At 70.5% G+C, this 15,462-nt stretch carries 13 protein-coding genes; 10 read left to right on the top strand and 3 right to left on the bottom strand.

Annotation, left to right across the window (positions count from 1 at the left end; genetic code table 11):
• Positions 1-10 precede the first annotated feature (10 nt).
• The gene (locus tag ABZ622_RS07750; RefSeq protein WP_266914628.1) at positions 11-991 is read right to left on the bottom strand and encodes an alpha-ketoacid dehydrogenase subunit beta; all 981 of its coding nucleotides are present in this window, start codon (positions 989-991) and stop codon (positions 11-13) included.
• A 2-nt stretch (positions 992-993) separates the two neighbouring features.
• Positions 994-2,175, bottom strand: coding sequence for a pyruvate dehydrogenase (acetyl-transferring) E1 component subunit alpha (pdhA, locus tag ABZ622_RS07745; RefSeq protein WP_360541396.1), 1,182 nt, complete (start codon positions 2,173-2,175; stop codon positions 994-996).
• 340 nt (positions 2,176-2,515) lie between these two features.
• Between pdhA and ABZ622_RS07740 the strand changes: the two genes are divergently transcribed.
• The 3 genes from ABZ622_RS07740 (at position 2,516) to ABZ622_RS07730 (ending at position 4,966) form a co-directional block, all read left to right on the top strand.
• Positions 2,516-3,175 carry a response regulator transcription factor gene (locus tag ABZ622_RS07740; protein ID WP_360541645.1) on the top strand — a complete coding sequence of 220 codons (660 nt, stop codon included), beginning with the start codon at positions 2,516-2,518 and terminating at the stop codon, positions 3,173-3,175.
• Between the two features lie 162 nt (positions 3,176-3,337).
• The gene (locus ABZ622_RS07735) at positions 3,338-3,763 is read left to right on the top strand and encodes a pyridoxamine 5'-phosphate oxidase family protein (protein ID WP_360541394.1); all 426 of its coding nucleotides are present in this window, start codon (positions 3,338-3,340) and stop codon (positions 3,761-3,763) included.
• A gap of 210 nt (positions 3,764-3,973) precedes the next feature.
• Positions 3,974-4,966 (top strand): phosphotransferase, encoded by a 993-nt coding sequence (locus ABZ622_RS07730; protein WP_360541644.1) that lies wholly within the window; start codon positions 3,974-3,976, stop codon positions 4,964-4,966.
• 32 nt (positions 4,967-4,998) lie between these two features.
• Here ABZ622_RS07730 and ABZ622_RS07725 read toward each other — a convergent pair whose 3' ends face one another.
• Entirely contained in the window at positions 4,999-6,639 is a 1,641-nt protein-coding gene (locus ABZ622_RS07725; protein ID WP_360541392.1) for a protein kinase, read from the bottom strand.
• Between the two features lie 291 nt (positions 6,640-6,930).
• Between ABZ622_RS07725 and ABZ622_RS07720 the strand changes: the two genes are divergently transcribed.
• From ABZ622_RS07720 to ABZ622_RS07690, 7 genes are all read left to right on the top strand, one after another.
• Positions 6,931-8,577, top strand: coding sequence for a protein kinase (locus ABZ622_RS07720; RefSeq protein WP_360541390.1), 1,647 nt, complete (start codon positions 6,931-6,933; stop codon positions 8,575-8,577).
• A 79-nt stretch (positions 8,578-8,656) separates the two neighbouring features.
• Positions 8,657-9,085, top strand: coding sequence for a hypothetical protein (locus ABZ622_RS07715; protein ID WP_360541388.1), 429 nt, complete (start codon positions 8,657-8,659; stop codon positions 9,083-9,085).
• Between the two features lie 629 nt (positions 9,086-9,714).
• The gene (locus tag ABZ622_RS07710) at positions 9,715-9,888 is read left to right on the top strand and encodes a hypothetical protein (RefSeq protein ID WP_360541386.1); all 174 of its coding nucleotides are present in this window, start codon (positions 9,715-9,717) and stop codon (positions 9,886-9,888) included.
• 154 nt (positions 9,889-10,042) lie between these two features.
• Complete coding sequence (locus tag ABZ622_RS07705) at positions 10,043-10,657, top strand: PadR family transcriptional regulator (RefSeq protein ID WP_360541384.1); 615 nt, start codon at positions 10,043-10,045, stop codon at positions 10,655-10,657.
• Positions 10,658-10,981: 324 nt separating this feature from the next.
• On the top strand, positions 10,982-11,767 hold the full coding sequence (locus ABZ622_RS07700; RefSeq protein WP_360541382.1) for an ABC transporter ATP-binding protein: 786 nt from the start codon (positions 10,982-10,984) through the stop codon (positions 11,765-11,767).
• Positions 11,764-14,622, top strand: coding sequence for an ABC transporter permease (locus ABZ622_RS07695; protein ID WP_360541380.1), 2,859 nt, complete (start codon positions 11,764-11,766; stop codon positions 14,620-14,622). Before ABZ622_RS07700 ends, ABZ622_RS07695 begins: the two co-directional genes overlap by 4 nt.
• 141 nt (positions 14,623-14,763) lie before the next feature.
• A complete protein-coding gene (locus ABZ622_RS07690; RefSeq protein ID WP_360541378.1) occupies positions 14,764-15,312 on the top strand; it encodes a bacterial proteasome activator family protein in 549 nt (182 codons plus the stop codon).
• Positions 15,313-15,462: the final 150 nt, after the last annotated feature.

Genomic DNA, 15,462 nt, shown 5'->3' with positions numbered 1-15,462 from the left:
GTCCCAGTCCTCAGTACGCCAGCGAGCGGTCGACGGCGTCGAGCACACGGTCGAGACCCGGGAGGTACTCGTCCTCCACCCGCGCCGGCGGGTACGGGGCGTGGTAGCCGCCGACCCTCAGCACCGGTGCCTCCAGGTGGTAGAAGCAGCGCTCGGTGATCCGGGCGGCGATCTCGGCCCCGGAGCCGTAGAACACCGGCGCCTCGTGGACCACGACGAGCCGGCCGGTCTTCTCGACCGAGGTCTGGATCGCGTCGAAGTCGATCGGGGACATCGAGCGCAGGTCCAGGACCTCGATCGACTTGCCCTCCTCCTGGGCGGCCGCGGCCGCCTCCAGGCAGACCTTCACCATCGGGCCGTACGCGACGAGCGTGAGGTCGGTGCCGGTGCGGGCCACCGAGGCCTTGTGCAGCGGGCCCGGGATGGAGTCGGTCTCGACCTCGCCCTTGTCCCAGTAGCGGCGCTTCGGCTCGAAGAAGATGACCGGGTCGTCGCTCTGGACGGCCTGCTGCATCATCCAGTAGGCGTCGCTCGCGTTCGACGGCGAGACCACCTTCAACCCGGCAACGTGCGCGAACAGCGCCTCGGGCGACTCGCTGTGGTGCTCGACCGCGCCGATGCCGCCGCCGTACGGGATCCGGATGACGACCGGCATCTTGATCTTGCCGAGCGCGCGGGCGTGCATCTTGGCGAGCTGCGTGACGATCTGGTCGTACGCGGGGAAGACGAAGCCGTCGAACTGGATCTCCACGACGGGCCGGTAGCCGCGCAGGGCCAGGCCGATCGCCGTACCGACGATGCCGGACTCGGCGAGCGGGGTGTCGATCACCCGGCCCTCGCCGAAGTCCTTCTGGAGCCCGTCGGTGATCCGGAAGACCCCGCCCAGCTTCCCGACGTCCTCACCCATGATGAGGACCTTGGGGTCGGTGTCGAGGGCCTTGCGGAGCGACTCGTTGAGAGCCTTCGCAATGGACATCTTTTCCATGGCCATGGCTACTTGCCCTCCTCGGCGGTGTCTGCGAACGATGCCTGGTAGGCGGCGAACTGGGCGCGCTCCTCGTCGACGAGGGGGTTCCCGTCCGCGTAGACGTTGTCGAAGATCGCGATCGGGTCGGGGTCGGGCATCGCCCGTACCGCCTCGCGGACCCGCTTGCCGAGGGCCTCGCTCTCCTCGTCCAGCGCGGTGAAGAACGCCTCGTCCGCGGCGCCCTCCTTCTCCAGGTACCTGCGCAGCCGCAGGATCGGGTCCTTGGCCTCCCAGGCGGCCCGCTCCTCGTCGGCCCGGTACTTCGTCGGGTCGTCGGAGGTGGTGTGCGCGCCCATCCGGTAGGTGAACGCCTCGACGAGGGTGGGCCCCTCGCCCCGGCGGGCCCGCTCCAGCGCCGACCTGGTCACGGCCAGGCAGGCGAGCACGTCGTTGCCGTCGACCCGGACGCCGGGGAAGCCGAAGCCCTGCGCGCGCTGGTAGAGCGGGACGCGGGTCTGCTTCTCGGTCGGCTCGGAGATCGCCCACTGGTTGTTCTGGCAGAAGAAGACGACCGGGGCGTTGTAGACCGCGGAGAAGGTGAAGGACTCGGCGACGTCCCCCTGGCTGGAGGCGCCGTCGCCGAAGTACGCGATCACGGCCGAGTCCGCGCCGTCCTTGGCGACGCCCATGGCGTAGCCGGTGGCGTGCAGGGTCTGCGAGCCGATGACGATCGTGTACAGGTGGAAGTTGTTGGTGTTCGGGTCCCAGCCGCCGTGGTTCACGCCGCGGAACATTCCGAGCAGGTTGGTCGGGTCGACCCCCCGGCACCAGGCGACACCGTGCTCCCGGTAGGTCGGGAAGACGTAGTCGTCGTCCCGCAGGGCCCGGCCGGAGCCGATCTGGGCGGCCTCCTGGCCGAGCAGCGACGCCCACAGGCCCAGCTCGCCCTGGCGCTGGAGGGCGGTGGCCTCGGCGTCGAAACGGCGGGTCAGGACCATGTCCCGGTACAGGCCGCGCAGCTCGTCCGCGGTCAGGTCGATCGAATAGTCCGGATGCTCCAGGCGCTCGCCCTCGGGCGTCAGCAGCTGTACGAGCTCGGGCTCGGAACTCTGTGGCGTCTTCGCGGACGTCTTCGCGGTCGTTTTCACGGCGCTGGTCCGCTTGCTGCTGCGTCGCGGCTTGCGCGCGGCAGTGCTCTCCACGGTCACGTGCGTGCTCCTCCGTCGGTCCGGCCCCCGGGGTCTGCCGGGAAGCCAGTGCGGCTCGCCTGTTTCCGTACCCGTGCACGGGGTGGGTGCCGCTCGGTCCGGGAACAGGCGTGACAGGTGCCCCGGCGAGCGCCCTGCCGAATGCACGTTACCCAGTACGCCGCATAACTGCGAAACCCTATCTGACCTGCGATTTTGCTTGGATTTCCAAGTAAATCGAAAAAGTCGGGAACTCTCGCTGGTCACAGCACTGGTAACAGCCTCGCAGGCCGCCGGAACAACGGCACGTTATCCCGCCGTTCGGCGGCAGGGAAGAGGTGAGTGTGTGAGACTGCGTTTTGTGCGCGAACAACGAAAAATCACCGTTTTTCTGTTGGACGACCATGAAGTCGTCCGACGCGGAGTCCATGAATTGCTCTCTTCCGAGGACGACATCGAGGTCGTCGGCGAGGCCGGCACGGCGGCGGACGCGCTGGTCCGCATCCCCGCGACCCGGCCCGATGTGGCGGTGCTCGACGTGCGGCTGCCGGACGGCAGCGGGGTGGAGGTCTGCCGGGAGGTCCGCTCCCAGGACGAGAACATCAAGTGCCTGATGCTCACCTCGTACGCCGACGACGAGGCGCTCTTCGACGCGATCATGGCGGGCGCGTCGGGATACGTACTGAAGGCGATCCGGGGCAACGAACTGCTGAACGCGGTACGTGACGTGGCGGCCGGGAAGTCGCTGCTGGACCCGGTGGCGACCGCGCGGGTGCTGGAGCGGCTGCGGGACGGCAAGAAGGGCCGGGGCGAGGACAAGCTCGCCGGCCTCACCGACCAGGAGCGCAAGATCCTCGACCTGATCGGCGAGGGCCTGACGAACCGGGCGATCGGCGAGCGGCTGCACCTCGCCGAGAAGACGATCAAGAACTACGTCTCCAGCCTGCTCTCCAAGCTGGGCATGGAACGGCGCTCGCAGGCCGCCGCGTACGTGGCCAGGCTCCAGGCGGAGAAGCGCTGAGGAGCACATCGCCGAGGGGCTGAGGTACGCCGGGAGGCACCGAGGAGCTCCCGGGAAGCCCTGGGGGCGCCGGGAAGCCGGTGATCTTCGGGACTTTGGTCCCGGATCAACCGGGGCCGCAGCCTCTTTCTGCGACCTCCCCGGTGGCGGAGAGTGGAGGTCATGTCCTCCGAGGAACTCCAGGCGATCGAACTTCTCGGCCGCGTCCGGTACGGCCGGCTGGCGACCAGCATGCGGGCCCTTCCCTTCCTGTCGGTGGCCCGGCACGTCGTGATCGACGGGCATGTGGTCCTGCGGATGCACAGCGGTTTCGGCTATCACAACGCGTGCGACGGCACGGTCGTGGCGTACGGCGCGGACAACTTCGACACCGCCGTCCAGGGCGGCGGCGACCTGTGGGCCGTGCAGTTCACCGGCACCGCCGAGATCGTGCACCCCTCGGCCGACCGGCGCGACCTGTTCGGCGACGGTCCCGCCCGGGTGAACGGGGAGCCCTTCGACCCGGCGTACCTCAGGATCGAGCCGCACTTCGTCTCTGTGCACACTCTGGACTTCAACGCAAGTCAGGCGATCGGCCACACAGCGTGATCTAACATCTGGTGAGTGCTGCGCTCATTTGTCACCCTTCCGTCCGCTTCGCCGGACGGCGGGGTCCGGTTCCCTTCCGTGCCCGCTCCGCCCGTGTCCCCGGTGGACCGGGCGTTGTTCCCCTCCGTACCACCGCCGCCCGTGTCCCCGGTCGACCGGGCCCCCTTCCCGTCCGTGCCACGGCAGCCGCCGGTGCCGCCGGTGAACGAGGTGCTGCGCCGCTACCCGGACGCCGGTGAACCCCTGAGCTGCAAGCCCATCACCAAGGGGCTGCTCAACCACGGCTACCGCGTCTCCACCACCCGCGGCTCGTACTTCCTCAAGCACCACCTCGACGACTCCACCGGTGACCGCGCCACGATCGTCCGCCAGCACCGCGCCACCCAGCGGCTCCAGTCGCTGGGCGTGCCCGTCGCCCCGCCCGTGCAGGACACCGAGGGCGACACGGTCACGGAGATCGGCGGCCGGTGCTACGCCCTGCACCCCTGGGTGGAGGGGCTGCACCGGGCGGGCGCCCAGCTCACCACCGCCCAGTCGGAGCGGCTCGGGACGCTGCTCGGGACGGTGCACACCGGGCTCGAACAGGTCATGGGCCCGTGCACCGGGCCCGCGCACCCCTCCTGCGGTTACCGGAGCGCCGATCCCGGCGACACCTTCGCGCTCATCGACGACCTGCTGACGGCCACGCGCCGGCGGCGCCCCCGGGACTGCTTCGACGAGCTGGCCGAGCACCGTCTGCTGGAACGGCGCACCCTGCTGGAACGTCACGCCGACCGCAGGCCCCCCACCCCCGGCGCCCCGGCCACCGGCTGGGTGCACGGCGACTTCCACCCGCTGAACGTCCTGTACCGGGGCACCGACCCGGTCGCGATCCTCGACTGGGACCGGCTGGGGGTCCAGCCGAGGGCGGAGGAGGCGGTACGGGCCGCGGCGATCTTCTTCGTGCTGCCGGCCGGGAAGCTGGAGCTGGAGAAGGTACGGGCGTACGCGCGGGCCTACCGGCTGGCGGCCGGGGCCGGGGCGGCCGAACTGGCCGCCGCGGTGCACCGGGTGTGGTGGGAGCGGCTCAACGACTTCTGGATACTGCGCTGGCGGTACTGCCTGGACGACCGAAGGGCCGACCCGCAGTTCCCTGCGGTGTCGGCCCTGGCGGTCTGGTGGACGCGCGAGTACGAGACGGTGCGCGAGGCGTTCACGGGCTGAGTGCGCCCGTGAACGGCCGGGTCAGCGGGCGTTCACGGGGTGGCGCCCGTACCGGCCGCCGCGGACGCGCCTGCCGCCGCGGACGTACCGGTGGTGGCACCGCCGTTGTCCGTGCCGGTGCCGCCGTTGTCGGTACCGGTGCCTCCGTTGTCCGTTCCTGTACCGCCGTTGTCCGTGCCGGTGCCTCCGTTGTCGGTGCCCGTACCGCCGTTGTCGGTACCGGTACCGCCGTCATCCGTACCCGTACCGCCGTCCTCGGTGCCTCCGGTGGCCGGGGCGGACGGCTGGTTCGACGGCGGCAGGGAGGGCTGGGTCGGGGTGGTCGACGGGGAGTAGGTCCGCGAGGGCGGGGTGTCCTGCTGGTTGCCGGTGGAGTTCTCCGGCACCTCGGTGTCCTGGCTCTCCTCGTCGGTCGGCCCGGACGAGCTCTTCTCCGGGGATGGCGAACTGGAGACCTTCTCGGGCTTCTTCTCGTGCTTCGATCCGGTGTCATTCGCGGCGTTGACCGCGATGGCGACACCCGCACCGATCGCGATCAGCGCGAGCACGACGAACAGCCACAGCTTGCCGCGGCCGCCACCACCGTTGTGGCCGCCGTCGTAGCCGCCGTCGTCGGGGTTCATCGGCGGCAGGATCGGGCCCTGCGAGGTGTCCCCGTGCGGCGGGTGACCCATCGCCATCGTGCCCCCGGCCATGCCCATGGCCGGGGTGTGCCCGCCCTCGTGCATCGCGACCGGGCCGGTGTTCCACGTACCCGTGTGGCCGCCCTGCACCTGAAGCATCTGGAGGCTGTACTGGATGAGGCCGCGCATCTCCTCGGCGCTCTGGAACCGGTCGTCCGGGTCCTTCGCGAGGGAGCGCATGACCAGCCCGTCCAGCTCCGGCGGCACCGCGCCCAGGACCTCGGACGGCGGGACCGGAATGTCCTGGACGTGCTGGTACACGACGGAGAGCGGCGTCTCACCCGTGAACGGGGGCCGCATGGCCAGGAGTTCGTACAGCAGGCAGCCGGTGGCGTAGAGGTCGGAGCGGTGGTCGACGGCCTTGCCCAGCGCCTGCTCCGGGGAGAGGTACTGCGGCGTGCCCATGACCATGCCGGTCTGGGTCATCGTCGACTGCGCACCGTGCAGCGCACGGGCGATGCCGAAGTCCATCACCTTGACCGCACCGGAGTTGGTGATGATCACGTTGGCCGGCTTGATGTCGCGGTGCACGATGCCGTGCTGGTGGGAGTACGCGAGCGCTTCCAGTACACCCGAGACGATGATCAGGGCCTGCTCGGGCGGCGGGGCCTCGGCACTGATCAGCAGGTCGCGGATGGTCCGCCCCTCGACCAGCTCCATCACGATGTAGGGGACGGTCGCCCCGCCCACGACGTCCTCGCCGGAGTCGTACACGGCGACGATCGCGTGGTGGTTGAGCCCGGCGACCGACTGCGCCTCGCGCGTGAACCGGGCCTTGGAGACCGGGTCCTCGGCGAGATCGGAACGCAGGAGCTTCACCGCCACCGTGCGCCCCAGCCTGACGTCCTCGGCTGCGAAGACCTCCGCCATACCGCCCCGGCCGAGGCGGTGGGTCATCCGGTAACGTCCGTCACCGACAACACCACCGATGCCCCAGGAGTCGGTGCCATCCGAAACTCCGCCGCCGTTTGCTTCGGAATCGGGTGCCATCAGTCCTCGCCGTCGTATCTGTCCGCGCGTCCGCGGGTTCTCACGGTGCCTAGCTGCATTGCCACGTCACGCTACAGCCTCTTCCGGACACACCGTTTCCGAGAGGGACCGGTCATCCAACCGCCCGGCGTGCCGTCCACGCAAATTTCATGCGGGTCCTGTAACGCTTCCGAGACGCTTCTTGTGCGTAGGGTCACGGAACGGGCACCCGGCTTGACGTGTCGTACCCCTCGGGCAGACTTGGCGCGTAATGGATGGTCGCGTCAGTCGCGCGCCGAGGGGGAGCAAGTCATGAGCCAGGACGGCGCACACGGCGCACAGGGTCGCTACGCGGGCGGTTCGGTCGCCGGCGGGCGCTACCAGCTTCGCGATCTGCTCGGCGAGGGCGGGATGGCGTCGGTGTACCTGGCGTACGACACCGCCCTGGACCGACAGGTCGCAATCAAGACACTCCATACGGAGCTGGGGCGCGAGCAGTCCTTCCGCGAGCGGTTCCGGCGCGAGGCGCAGGCCGTCGCCAAACTGCAGCACACCAACATCGTCTCGGTCTTCGACACCGGCGAGGACGAGCTCGGCGGCGCGCTGATGCCGTACATCGTCATGGAGTACGTGGAGGGGCAGCCGCTCGGCTCCGTGCTCCAGACGGACATCCAGAACCATGGCGCGATGCCGGCCGACCGGGCGCTGAAGGTGACGTCCGACGTGCTGGCCGCGCTGGACACCAGCCACGAGATGGGCCTGGTCCACCGCGACATCAAGCCCGGCAACGTGATGATGACCAAGCGCGGCGTCGTGAAGGTCATGGACTTCGGCATCGCCCGCGCCATGCAGTCGGGCGTCACGTCGATGACGCAGACCGGCATGGTCGTCGGCACCCCGCAGTACCTCTCCCCCGAGCAGGCCCTCGGCCGCGGCGTGGACGCCCGCTCCGACCTGTACTCGGTCGGCATCATGCTCTTCCAACTGCTGACCGGGCGGATCCCGTTCGACGCGGACTCCCCGCTGGCCATCGCGTACGCGCACGTCCAGGAGGAGCCGGTCGCGCCCTCCACCATCAACCGGTCGGTCACCCCGGCGATGGACGCGCTGGTAGCCCGCGCGCTGAAGAAGAACCCGAACGAGCGCTTCCCGAGCGCGGCGGCGATGCAGGACGAGATCGCCCGCGTGCTGGCCGCGAGCGGCGCCACGGGCGCACCGGTGATCGTCGCGGGCGGCGGCGCCCCGGCGAACAGCGGCTCGGGCGTCGGCTCGGCGGTCTTCCCGCCGGTCGACCAGTCCGGCGGAATGCCCCAGAGCGTCCAGACGCCCTACCAGCCGGGCCCGTACCAGTCGGGTCCGTACCAGTCGGGCCCGTACGGCCCGGCGACCCCGGCTCCCACACCGGCACCGTCGTACGGCTACCCGCAGTCGGCCCAGCAGTACCAGAGCCAGGCCCCGGTCCAGCAGACCCCGCCGCCCTACACGATGTCGCCGCAGACACAGACGCAGGCGCCCTCCGGCTCGGGCGGCGGCTCCAAGCGGAACATGCCGGTGATCGTGGGCTCGATCGTGGTCGCCCTGGTCGCGATCGGCGGACTGATCACGGTGCTCTCGCTGAACGGCAACGGCAAGGACGACACGACCGCGAACGAGTCACCGGCCGCGAGCGAGCACAAGGATCCGGAGCGGAACCGGACGATGGACCCCGAGGACTGCACGGACGCCATGGAGGACAGCGACGACCCGGACAAGGTCGACGCCCCGAAGTTCCTGTACAAGGACTACCTTTCCGCGAAGGCGTGCGCGGACGCAGCCGGCTGGACCGTCAAGAAGATCAAGGTCCCGGGGAACACGTACGCGGAGGACCAGATCATCGACCAGTTCCCCTCGTCCGGCACCGCCGTGGAGAAGACCGGCGCCCACTTCGAACTGCGCGTCGCGACGGGCGACCCGGCCTGAGCCGCAGGTAACGGAACGTTGCATTCCGTCACTTACAGCAATTAGGGTCGCCGTTCGGTACCAATCGAATGGGGGATCCATGCGACTTCGCAGCAAGTCCATGCTGTTTGTGGCGGCATCCGTAGCGTTTCTCAGTGCCACGACCATCACCTCGGCTTCGGCATCACCTGGGGCGGTCCTGTCGGCACAGACCACTGGCGCCTTCGGCGACGCGTACGTCACGTTCGCAAGCCGGACGTACGCGAGCAAGATCGAGTTCCGGTCCGTCGACCTCCTCGCCGATGGCCATCACGCACGTCTCCGGCTGATCACCAAGCGGAGCAATGGCGTACAGGCCGCCTGGCCGTGGCGAATGAACTACGGCGGCAAGGGGGCTCAGCCGGAATGGACGACGTCCCTGACTGACGCGGAGGGAATCGCTCAGGTACGACTCCAGGTATGCAGGGCCGAGGGTGACACCCTGCTCAACTGTGCGTACAGCGACTGGAAGTCCAACGCGCTCGCATAGGCAGACCCGCACAGGACGCCCGGCACGCAGGTACGCGCCGGGCGTCTTCCATTGCCCGGAATGCCCGCCATGCCCGTGCGTGCAACGCTGTACTCATGTCTGCTGCGCTCTTCTACACAAGGCACTCGCGGCATGCCGCCCTCATGGCGGCGTTAGGCGTGACGCTGGCGCTGCTACAGGCCCAAGCCCACGCCAGTCACCAGCTACCCAACGGCACCTCGGCGGCGACACGGGGACCGGTCACCGCTTCGGCAGCCAGTCCGGCACCTCCAAAGCCTCACCAGGCTTCGGAGAGTTCCGTTTCCCCCACTCCCCCTCCCCAGCACACTCCGCCCAGCTCCCCCTCGATCGACCCGTCGGTCACCCCTTCGGCCGCCCCCGCGCCCCCCGGATCGCCACTGCCGTCCCGCCCGGCTTCCGGCTCCTCCTCCGCCCCAGCGGGCCCCGGCCCCGCAGAGGAGACGCCGCGTGCCGAGGCGCAGCCCCCGTTCGCCGGGCGGGAGGCCGGGGCGGGGCGACTGCGGCCCGGACGGCAACTCTCGCCGCAGGAGCTCGCGCACGCGGACAGTATGTTCCAGCGGTCCCCCCCGCCTTCCGCCCCGCCCTCCGCCGCGACCGATCCGGAGCCGGTGCCTGCCGCGCCCCCCGCGGCGAGCACGTCCGCCGGAGCCGACCGGCTCTCGCCGCAGGCCCTGGACGCGCCGGTCGTGCGGCAGGTGAAGGAGGTCTCACTGGGCGCGGGAATCGCGCTGATCGGGCTGGGGCTGGGCTTCCTGGCGTTCCGTATGCGCCGCGCGAACTAGGGCCGGACGGTGCCCCGATCCGCCGCGCGGACCAGGGCGCCGTCCGGCCCCGATTCGCCGGGCAGGCCCTGAGCCGCCCCGGGCCTGCCCGGCGGCGCCCGCGCACCCCCGGAGGGATTTGCGTCGAGCGACATACTCGGTATACATACTGAGTATGTCGATCCGCCACGGGCTGCTGGCCCTCCTGGAGCGGGGGCCCAGATACGGCTCCCAGCTCCGTACCGAATTCGAGTCGCGCACCGGCTCCACCTGGCCGCTCAACGTCGGCCAGGTGTACACGACGCTCAGCCGGCTGGAGCGCGACGGCCTGGTCGTCCAGGACGACGAGGACGACCAGGGCCACGCCCTCTACGCGATCACCGACGAGGGGCGCGCCGAGCTGCGGAACTGGTTCGAGACGCCCGTCGACCGCAGCAACCCGCCCCGCGACGAGCTGGCCATCAAGCTCGCCATGGCGGTCGGCGCACCCGGGGTCGACATCCGTGCCGTCATCCAGTCCCAGCGCCACCACACCCTGAAGGCGATGCAGGACTACACCCGTCTCAAGGCGCAGTCGCTCAGCGACGTCCCGACCAACCGCGACGAGGTCGCCTGGCTGCTCGTGCTGGAGCAGCTGATCTTCCAGGCGGAGGCCGAGGCACGCTGGCTGGACCACTGCGAGACCCGGCTGATCCGCCTCGTCGACGCCGCCGCCACGGAGCCGGACCCCGAGGTCCGTACGACCGGACGCACCACGGCCCGCCTCGCCCTCCCGCGCAGCCGACGCTGACCGCGACCGCACCGCAGCACGCATACACCCGCGCCGCGCACGCACCGCAGCACCCACACACCCGCACCGCAACGCACCGCAACGCACCGCAACGCACCGCAGCACGCATACACCCGCGCCGCGCACGCACCGCAGCACCCACACACCCGCACCGCGCACGCACCGCACCGCACACACCGCAGCCGGCGCCGACCGCAGCCGGCGCGGAACCCGGGCCGCCACAGGCCTCCCGCGTACGCGCCGGACAGCGGCACGGTCCGCCACGGACCACTCCGCCGCCCCGCGCCATCGCTCCACACCCGTTCCGAGGGGGAACCACTCATCATGTCCTCGCACGTCCCGCCCCGACCCGCGGCGCCGACCGGCGCACCGATATCCGGCGGCACACCGGTGCTCGAACTCCGGGCGCTCACCCGCACCCACGGCTCCGGCATCGCCGAGGTGCACGCCCTGCGCGGCGTCAACCTCTCCGTGTACGCCGGTGAACTCGTCGCCGTGATGGGTCCGTCCGGCTCCGGCAAGTCGACCCTGCTGACCATCGCGGGCGGTCTCGACACCGCGACCAGCGGCCAGGTCGTCATCGAGGGCCAGGACATCTCCGGACTCGGCCGCAAGGGCATCGCCGCCCTGCGCCGCCGCAGCGTCGGCTATGTCTTCCAGGACTACAACCTGATCCCCGCGCTCACCGCCGCCGAGAACATCGCCCTGCCGCGCGAGCTCGACGGTGTCTCCGTCCGCAAGGCCCGCAAGGAGGCCCGGGCGGCGCTGGAGGAGATGAAGCTGCTGGAGATCGCGGACAGGTTCCCGGACGAGATGTCCGGCGGTCAGCAGCAGCGGGTCGCGATCGCCCGTGCGCTGGTGGGGGACCGGCGGCTGGTGCTCGCCGACGAGCCGACCGGAGCGCTCGACTCCGAGACCGGCGAGAAGGTGCTCGCGCTGCTGCGCAACCGCTGCGACCAGGGCGCGGCCGGTGTGATGGTGACGCACGAGCCGCGGTACGCGGCCTGGGCGGACCGGGTCGTGTTCCTCCGGGACGGTTCGATCGTCGACCAGACGCTCAACGGCTCCGCCGACGCCGACTCGCTCCTCACCTCCGAGGCCGCCAAGTGAGCGTCTTCACCGGCTGGCGCGCCGCCCTGCGGATAGCCCGGCGCGACGCGATGCGGTTCAAGGGCCGCAGCGCACTGGTGGTCGCGATGATCGCCGTACCGGTGGTCGGCGTCACCGCCCTCGACGTGACGTACAACAGCGTGTCACCGACCACGGCCGAGCAGCTGACGGCCGAGATGGGCGCCGCCGACGCGTTCTTCAGCGATGCGGAGATCGGCCCCATCGAGCAGCTGCCCACCGGTGACCAGTACGAGCAGGTCGACGAGAACGCGCCGCTGGACGAGAACGCCCCGCCGATCGACATGAGCACCACGTTCCCCAAGGGCTCTCGCGCGATCAGCATCCAGTCCGTCCCGGCGAGCATCACCACCGAGTACGGCATCGCCGACACCGACATCAACGAGTTCCGGACCTCGGACGAGCTGGCCCGCGGCAGGATCGAACTCGTACGTGGTGAGTTCCCGCACGGCAAGAACGAGCTGGCGGCCACCGAACCGTTCCTGAAGTCGACCGGCCTGCACGTCGGGTCGGAGACCACCGTGCGCAACTTCGGCATGAAGTACCGGATCACCGGTGTGGTCGAGGAGCCCGACTCGCTCAACACCAAGGCGCTCTACGCCGACCCGGGAGCGGTCATCGCCCCGTGGCAGGCCAGGGCCGACCACGACAAGAAGGTGCTGCCGCCGAACGCCCGCACCAAGGACTGGCTGGTCAAGGGCCCCGAAGGAGTGGGGGTGACCTGGCCCGACGTCATGGCGGCCAATAAGTCCGGCGTCGTCGTCACGTCCCGTCAGCTCGTCCTCGACCCGCCGCCGGACTCCGAGGTCCCGCTGGCCAGGAAGGGCGTCGAACCGTACGAGAACAGCTCCGAGGGAGAGGCCAACGCGCCGCTCATCACCGTGATCGCCATGGCGGTCCTGGAGATCGTGCTGCTCGCCGGCCCGGCCTTCGCGGTCGGTGCGCGCCGCTCGCGCCGCCAGCTCGGTCTGCTCGGCACCTGCGGCGGGGACCGGCGCCATGTCCGGGCCGTGGTGCTCGGCGGTGGTCTGGTGCTCGGCAGTATCGGAGCCGTGACCGGTGTGGTGGTCGGGCTGGTGGCCACCACGGTGTTCCGCCCGATGATCGAGTCGTGGGCCGGGCGCCGCTTCGGCTCCCTCACCCTGGACCCGATGGAAATGCTGCTCATCGCGGTGATCGGCCTGGTCACCGGCCTTCTCGCGGCGTTCGCCCCGGCGATCGTGGCGAGCCGGCAGTCCGTGCTGGAGTCGCTCACCGGACGCCGCGGCGTCCGCCGCTCCTCCCGCGTGATGCCGGTCCTGGGCTCCTGTGTACTGGCCATCGGATGCGCCGTCGCCATCTACGGCGGCACCAGCGGGAACTCCTCACTGGTCGCCGGCGGCTCGGTGACCGCCGAGCTCGGGCTGCTCGCCTGCATCCCGGTGATCGTCGGCTTCCTCGGGCGGCTCGGCCGCGGGCTGCCGCTCTCCCCCCGGCTGGCGCTGCGCGACGCGGCCCGCAACCGTGGCCGTACCGCCCCCGCGGTCGCGGCCGTGATGGCGGCGGTCGCCGGATCGGTCGCCATCGCCACGTACATGTCGAGCGCCAAGGCCGAGTCCGAGTTCGACTACTCCCCCACCCTGACCCAGGGAACGGTCGTCCTCTCCGTCTCCTCCTTCGACACCGAGAAGGCCATCCAGCTCCCGCAGGCGCGGGCCGCCGTCGAACGGAGCATGCCCGTCACCGGCGGGCACGCCGACTTCCGACGGGTCTGGGCGGGCAGCGACTGCGACGTCTACTACAACGACGACGAGAAAAGCTGCGGCTCGCTCGAACTGGTCAGGCCCCCCGGCAAGGAGCGCGTCTGCCCGCTCACCGGCCAGGGCGCCAAGCAGCTCGCCGCGCGGCTCTCCTCCGACGAGCACAGGAAGCTGATGCGTTCCCCCGCCTGCCTCGCCGGCGAGGCGTCGGGCGTCTTCAACACCGGTGAGAACGGCAGCATCGTCGTGGCGGACAAGGACGTACTCAGCACCTATGTGAAGCTCGACGATCCCGCGGCCGCCGAGGCACTGGCGGCGGGCACACCGGTACTGCTCAATGAGGTGTTCGCGAAGGACGGCGAGGCCACCATCAAGGCGGCCCACCGTTACAGCAAGGAGGACAAGAAGAACTGGAAGCTGCACCCCGGCAAGGCCCGGACCACCACGGACAAGCTGAAGGTGTACGTGGCACCCGCGAAGTACGCCGCCACCCCCGGGATCAACATGATCCTCCCGCGGCAGACCGCGGAACGGCTCGGCCTGCACACCGCGGAGAGCGGCAGCGTGTACTCCGTCGCGCACACGCCGACCGATGCCGAGCAGCAGCAGGCCTTCGGCGCGATCGAGCAGGCCGGTGGCGGCGCCTGGGTACAGTCCGAGTCCGGCCCCGACGGGCGCGTGGACGCCATGCTGCTGATCCTGACCCTGTTCGCCGGAATGGTGACGCTGGGCGCCGCCGCGATCACGACGGGGCTCGCCAAGGCGGACGCGGAGGCCGACCTCAACACGCTCAGCGCGGTGGGTGCGCCCCCGAGTGTGCGGCGGAAGCTGTCGGGCTTCCAGTGCGTGGTGGTGGCGCTCACGGGTGTGGTCCTCGGCACGCTGGCGGGACTGGTGCCCGCGGTGGCGCTGCGGCTGGTCGATCTGCGCCTGGCGCTGCAGGAGATGCGGCTGGAGCCCACGGAGTCGGCGTACACACCGATCGAGCTGCCCTGGGCCACTCTCGCGCTGCTGGTGGTGGGCGTCCCGCTGCTGGCCGGTCTGCTCGCGGCGGCACTCACCCGCTCACGCCTCGCGCTGGCGCGGAGGGCCGGGTGACGGCGGGGACGGTGCCGCGCTTGCCGTGGGCGGCGCGGTCGGGTGGGCCGACCGGCTGACTCGGTGCCCCCGTGGACGGTGGATCAACCGTTTGCGGGGGCACCACAGTGTCGTACGGCAGGTGTGCGAGACAATGGCGCCATGGAGATGCCGAGGAATGAACGGTCGCAGGAGCACCCCCAAGTCCTCGTGGTGGGGCAGGACGGCATGGCGATCGGCGGCGGTGGCACTGACGACGAGTCGCGTGAGGTCCCGGTGACGGAGATGGTCGAGCAGCCCGCGAAGGTCATGCGCATCGGAAGCATGATCAAGCAGCTCCTGGAGGAGGTCCGGGCGGCTCCTCTCGACGAGGCGAGCCGGGTCAGGCTCAAGGAGATCCACGCCAGTTCCGTGAAGGAGCTGGAGGACGGCCTCGCGCCGGAGCTGGTGGAGGAGCTGGAGCGGCTCTCCCTGCCGTTCACCGAGGAGTCGGTGCCCTCCGAGGCGGAACTCCGGATTGCCCAAGCGCAGTTGGTGGGATGGCTGGAGGGCCTGTTCCACGGCATCCAGACAGCGCTGTTCGCCCAGCAGATGGCGGCCAGGGCCCAGTTGGAACAGATGCGCCGCGCCCTTCCGCCGGGCAGCGCCCACGAGGACGAGGACGGCAGCGGGGACCCGCACGGGGCCCTCCGGTCGGGCCCGTACCTCTAGTCCGCGTCCGCGCCCCCTGCCCCGTAGCCCGTACCCCGTACCTCGTACTGCCCTGACGAATGGCAGCGCTGAGGCCCGGCGCACATGGTCGACGACCTGTGCGCCGGGCCTTTTCGCGTGCTGTGGGACGGAGGGCGGGGGACGGGGGAC

Origin of the sequence: Streptomyces sp. NPDC007164 (assembly GCF_040634135.1) — a bacterium.
Taxonomy (GTDB): domain Bacteria; phylum Actinomycetota; class Actinomycetes; order Streptomycetales; family Streptomycetaceae; genus Streptomyces; species Streptomyces sanglieri.
Note: the sequence above shows the minus strand (reverse complement) of the source record. Positions and strands in the feature narration are given on the sequence as shown.

Coding starts and splice junctions, on each gene's coding strand:
- ABZ622_RS07750 (WP_266914628.1), bottom strand. CDS start 991: ATGGCCATGGAAAAGATGTCCATTGCGAAGGCTCTCAACGAGTCGCTC.
- ABZ622_RS07735 (WP_360541394.1), top strand. CDS start 3,338: ATGTCCTCCGAGGAACTCCAGGCGATCGAACTTCTCGGCCGCGTCCGG.
- ABZ622_RS07725 (WP_360541392.1), bottom strand. CDS start 6,639: ATGGCACCCGATTCCGAAGCAAACGGCGGCGGAGTTTCGGATGGCACC.
- ABZ622_RS07720 (WP_360541390.1), top strand. CDS start 6,931: ATGAGCCAGGACGGCGCACACGGCGCACAGGGTCGCTACGCGGGCGGT.
- ABZ622_RS07715 (WP_360541388.1), top strand. CDS start 8,657: ATGCGACTTCGCAGCAAGTCCATGCTGTTTGTGGCGGCATCCGTAGCG.
- ABZ622_RS07705 (WP_360541384.1), top strand. CDS start 10,043: ATGTCGATCCGCCACGGGCTGCTGGCCCTCCTGGAGCGGGGGCCCAGA.
- ABZ622_RS07700 (WP_360541382.1), top strand. CDS start 10,982: ATGTCCTCGCACGTCCCGCCCCGACCCGCGGCGCCGACCGGCGCACCG.
- ABZ622_RS07690 (WP_360541378.1), top strand. CDS start 14,764: ATGGAGATGCCGAGGAATGAACGGTCGCAGGAGCACCCCCAAGTCCTC.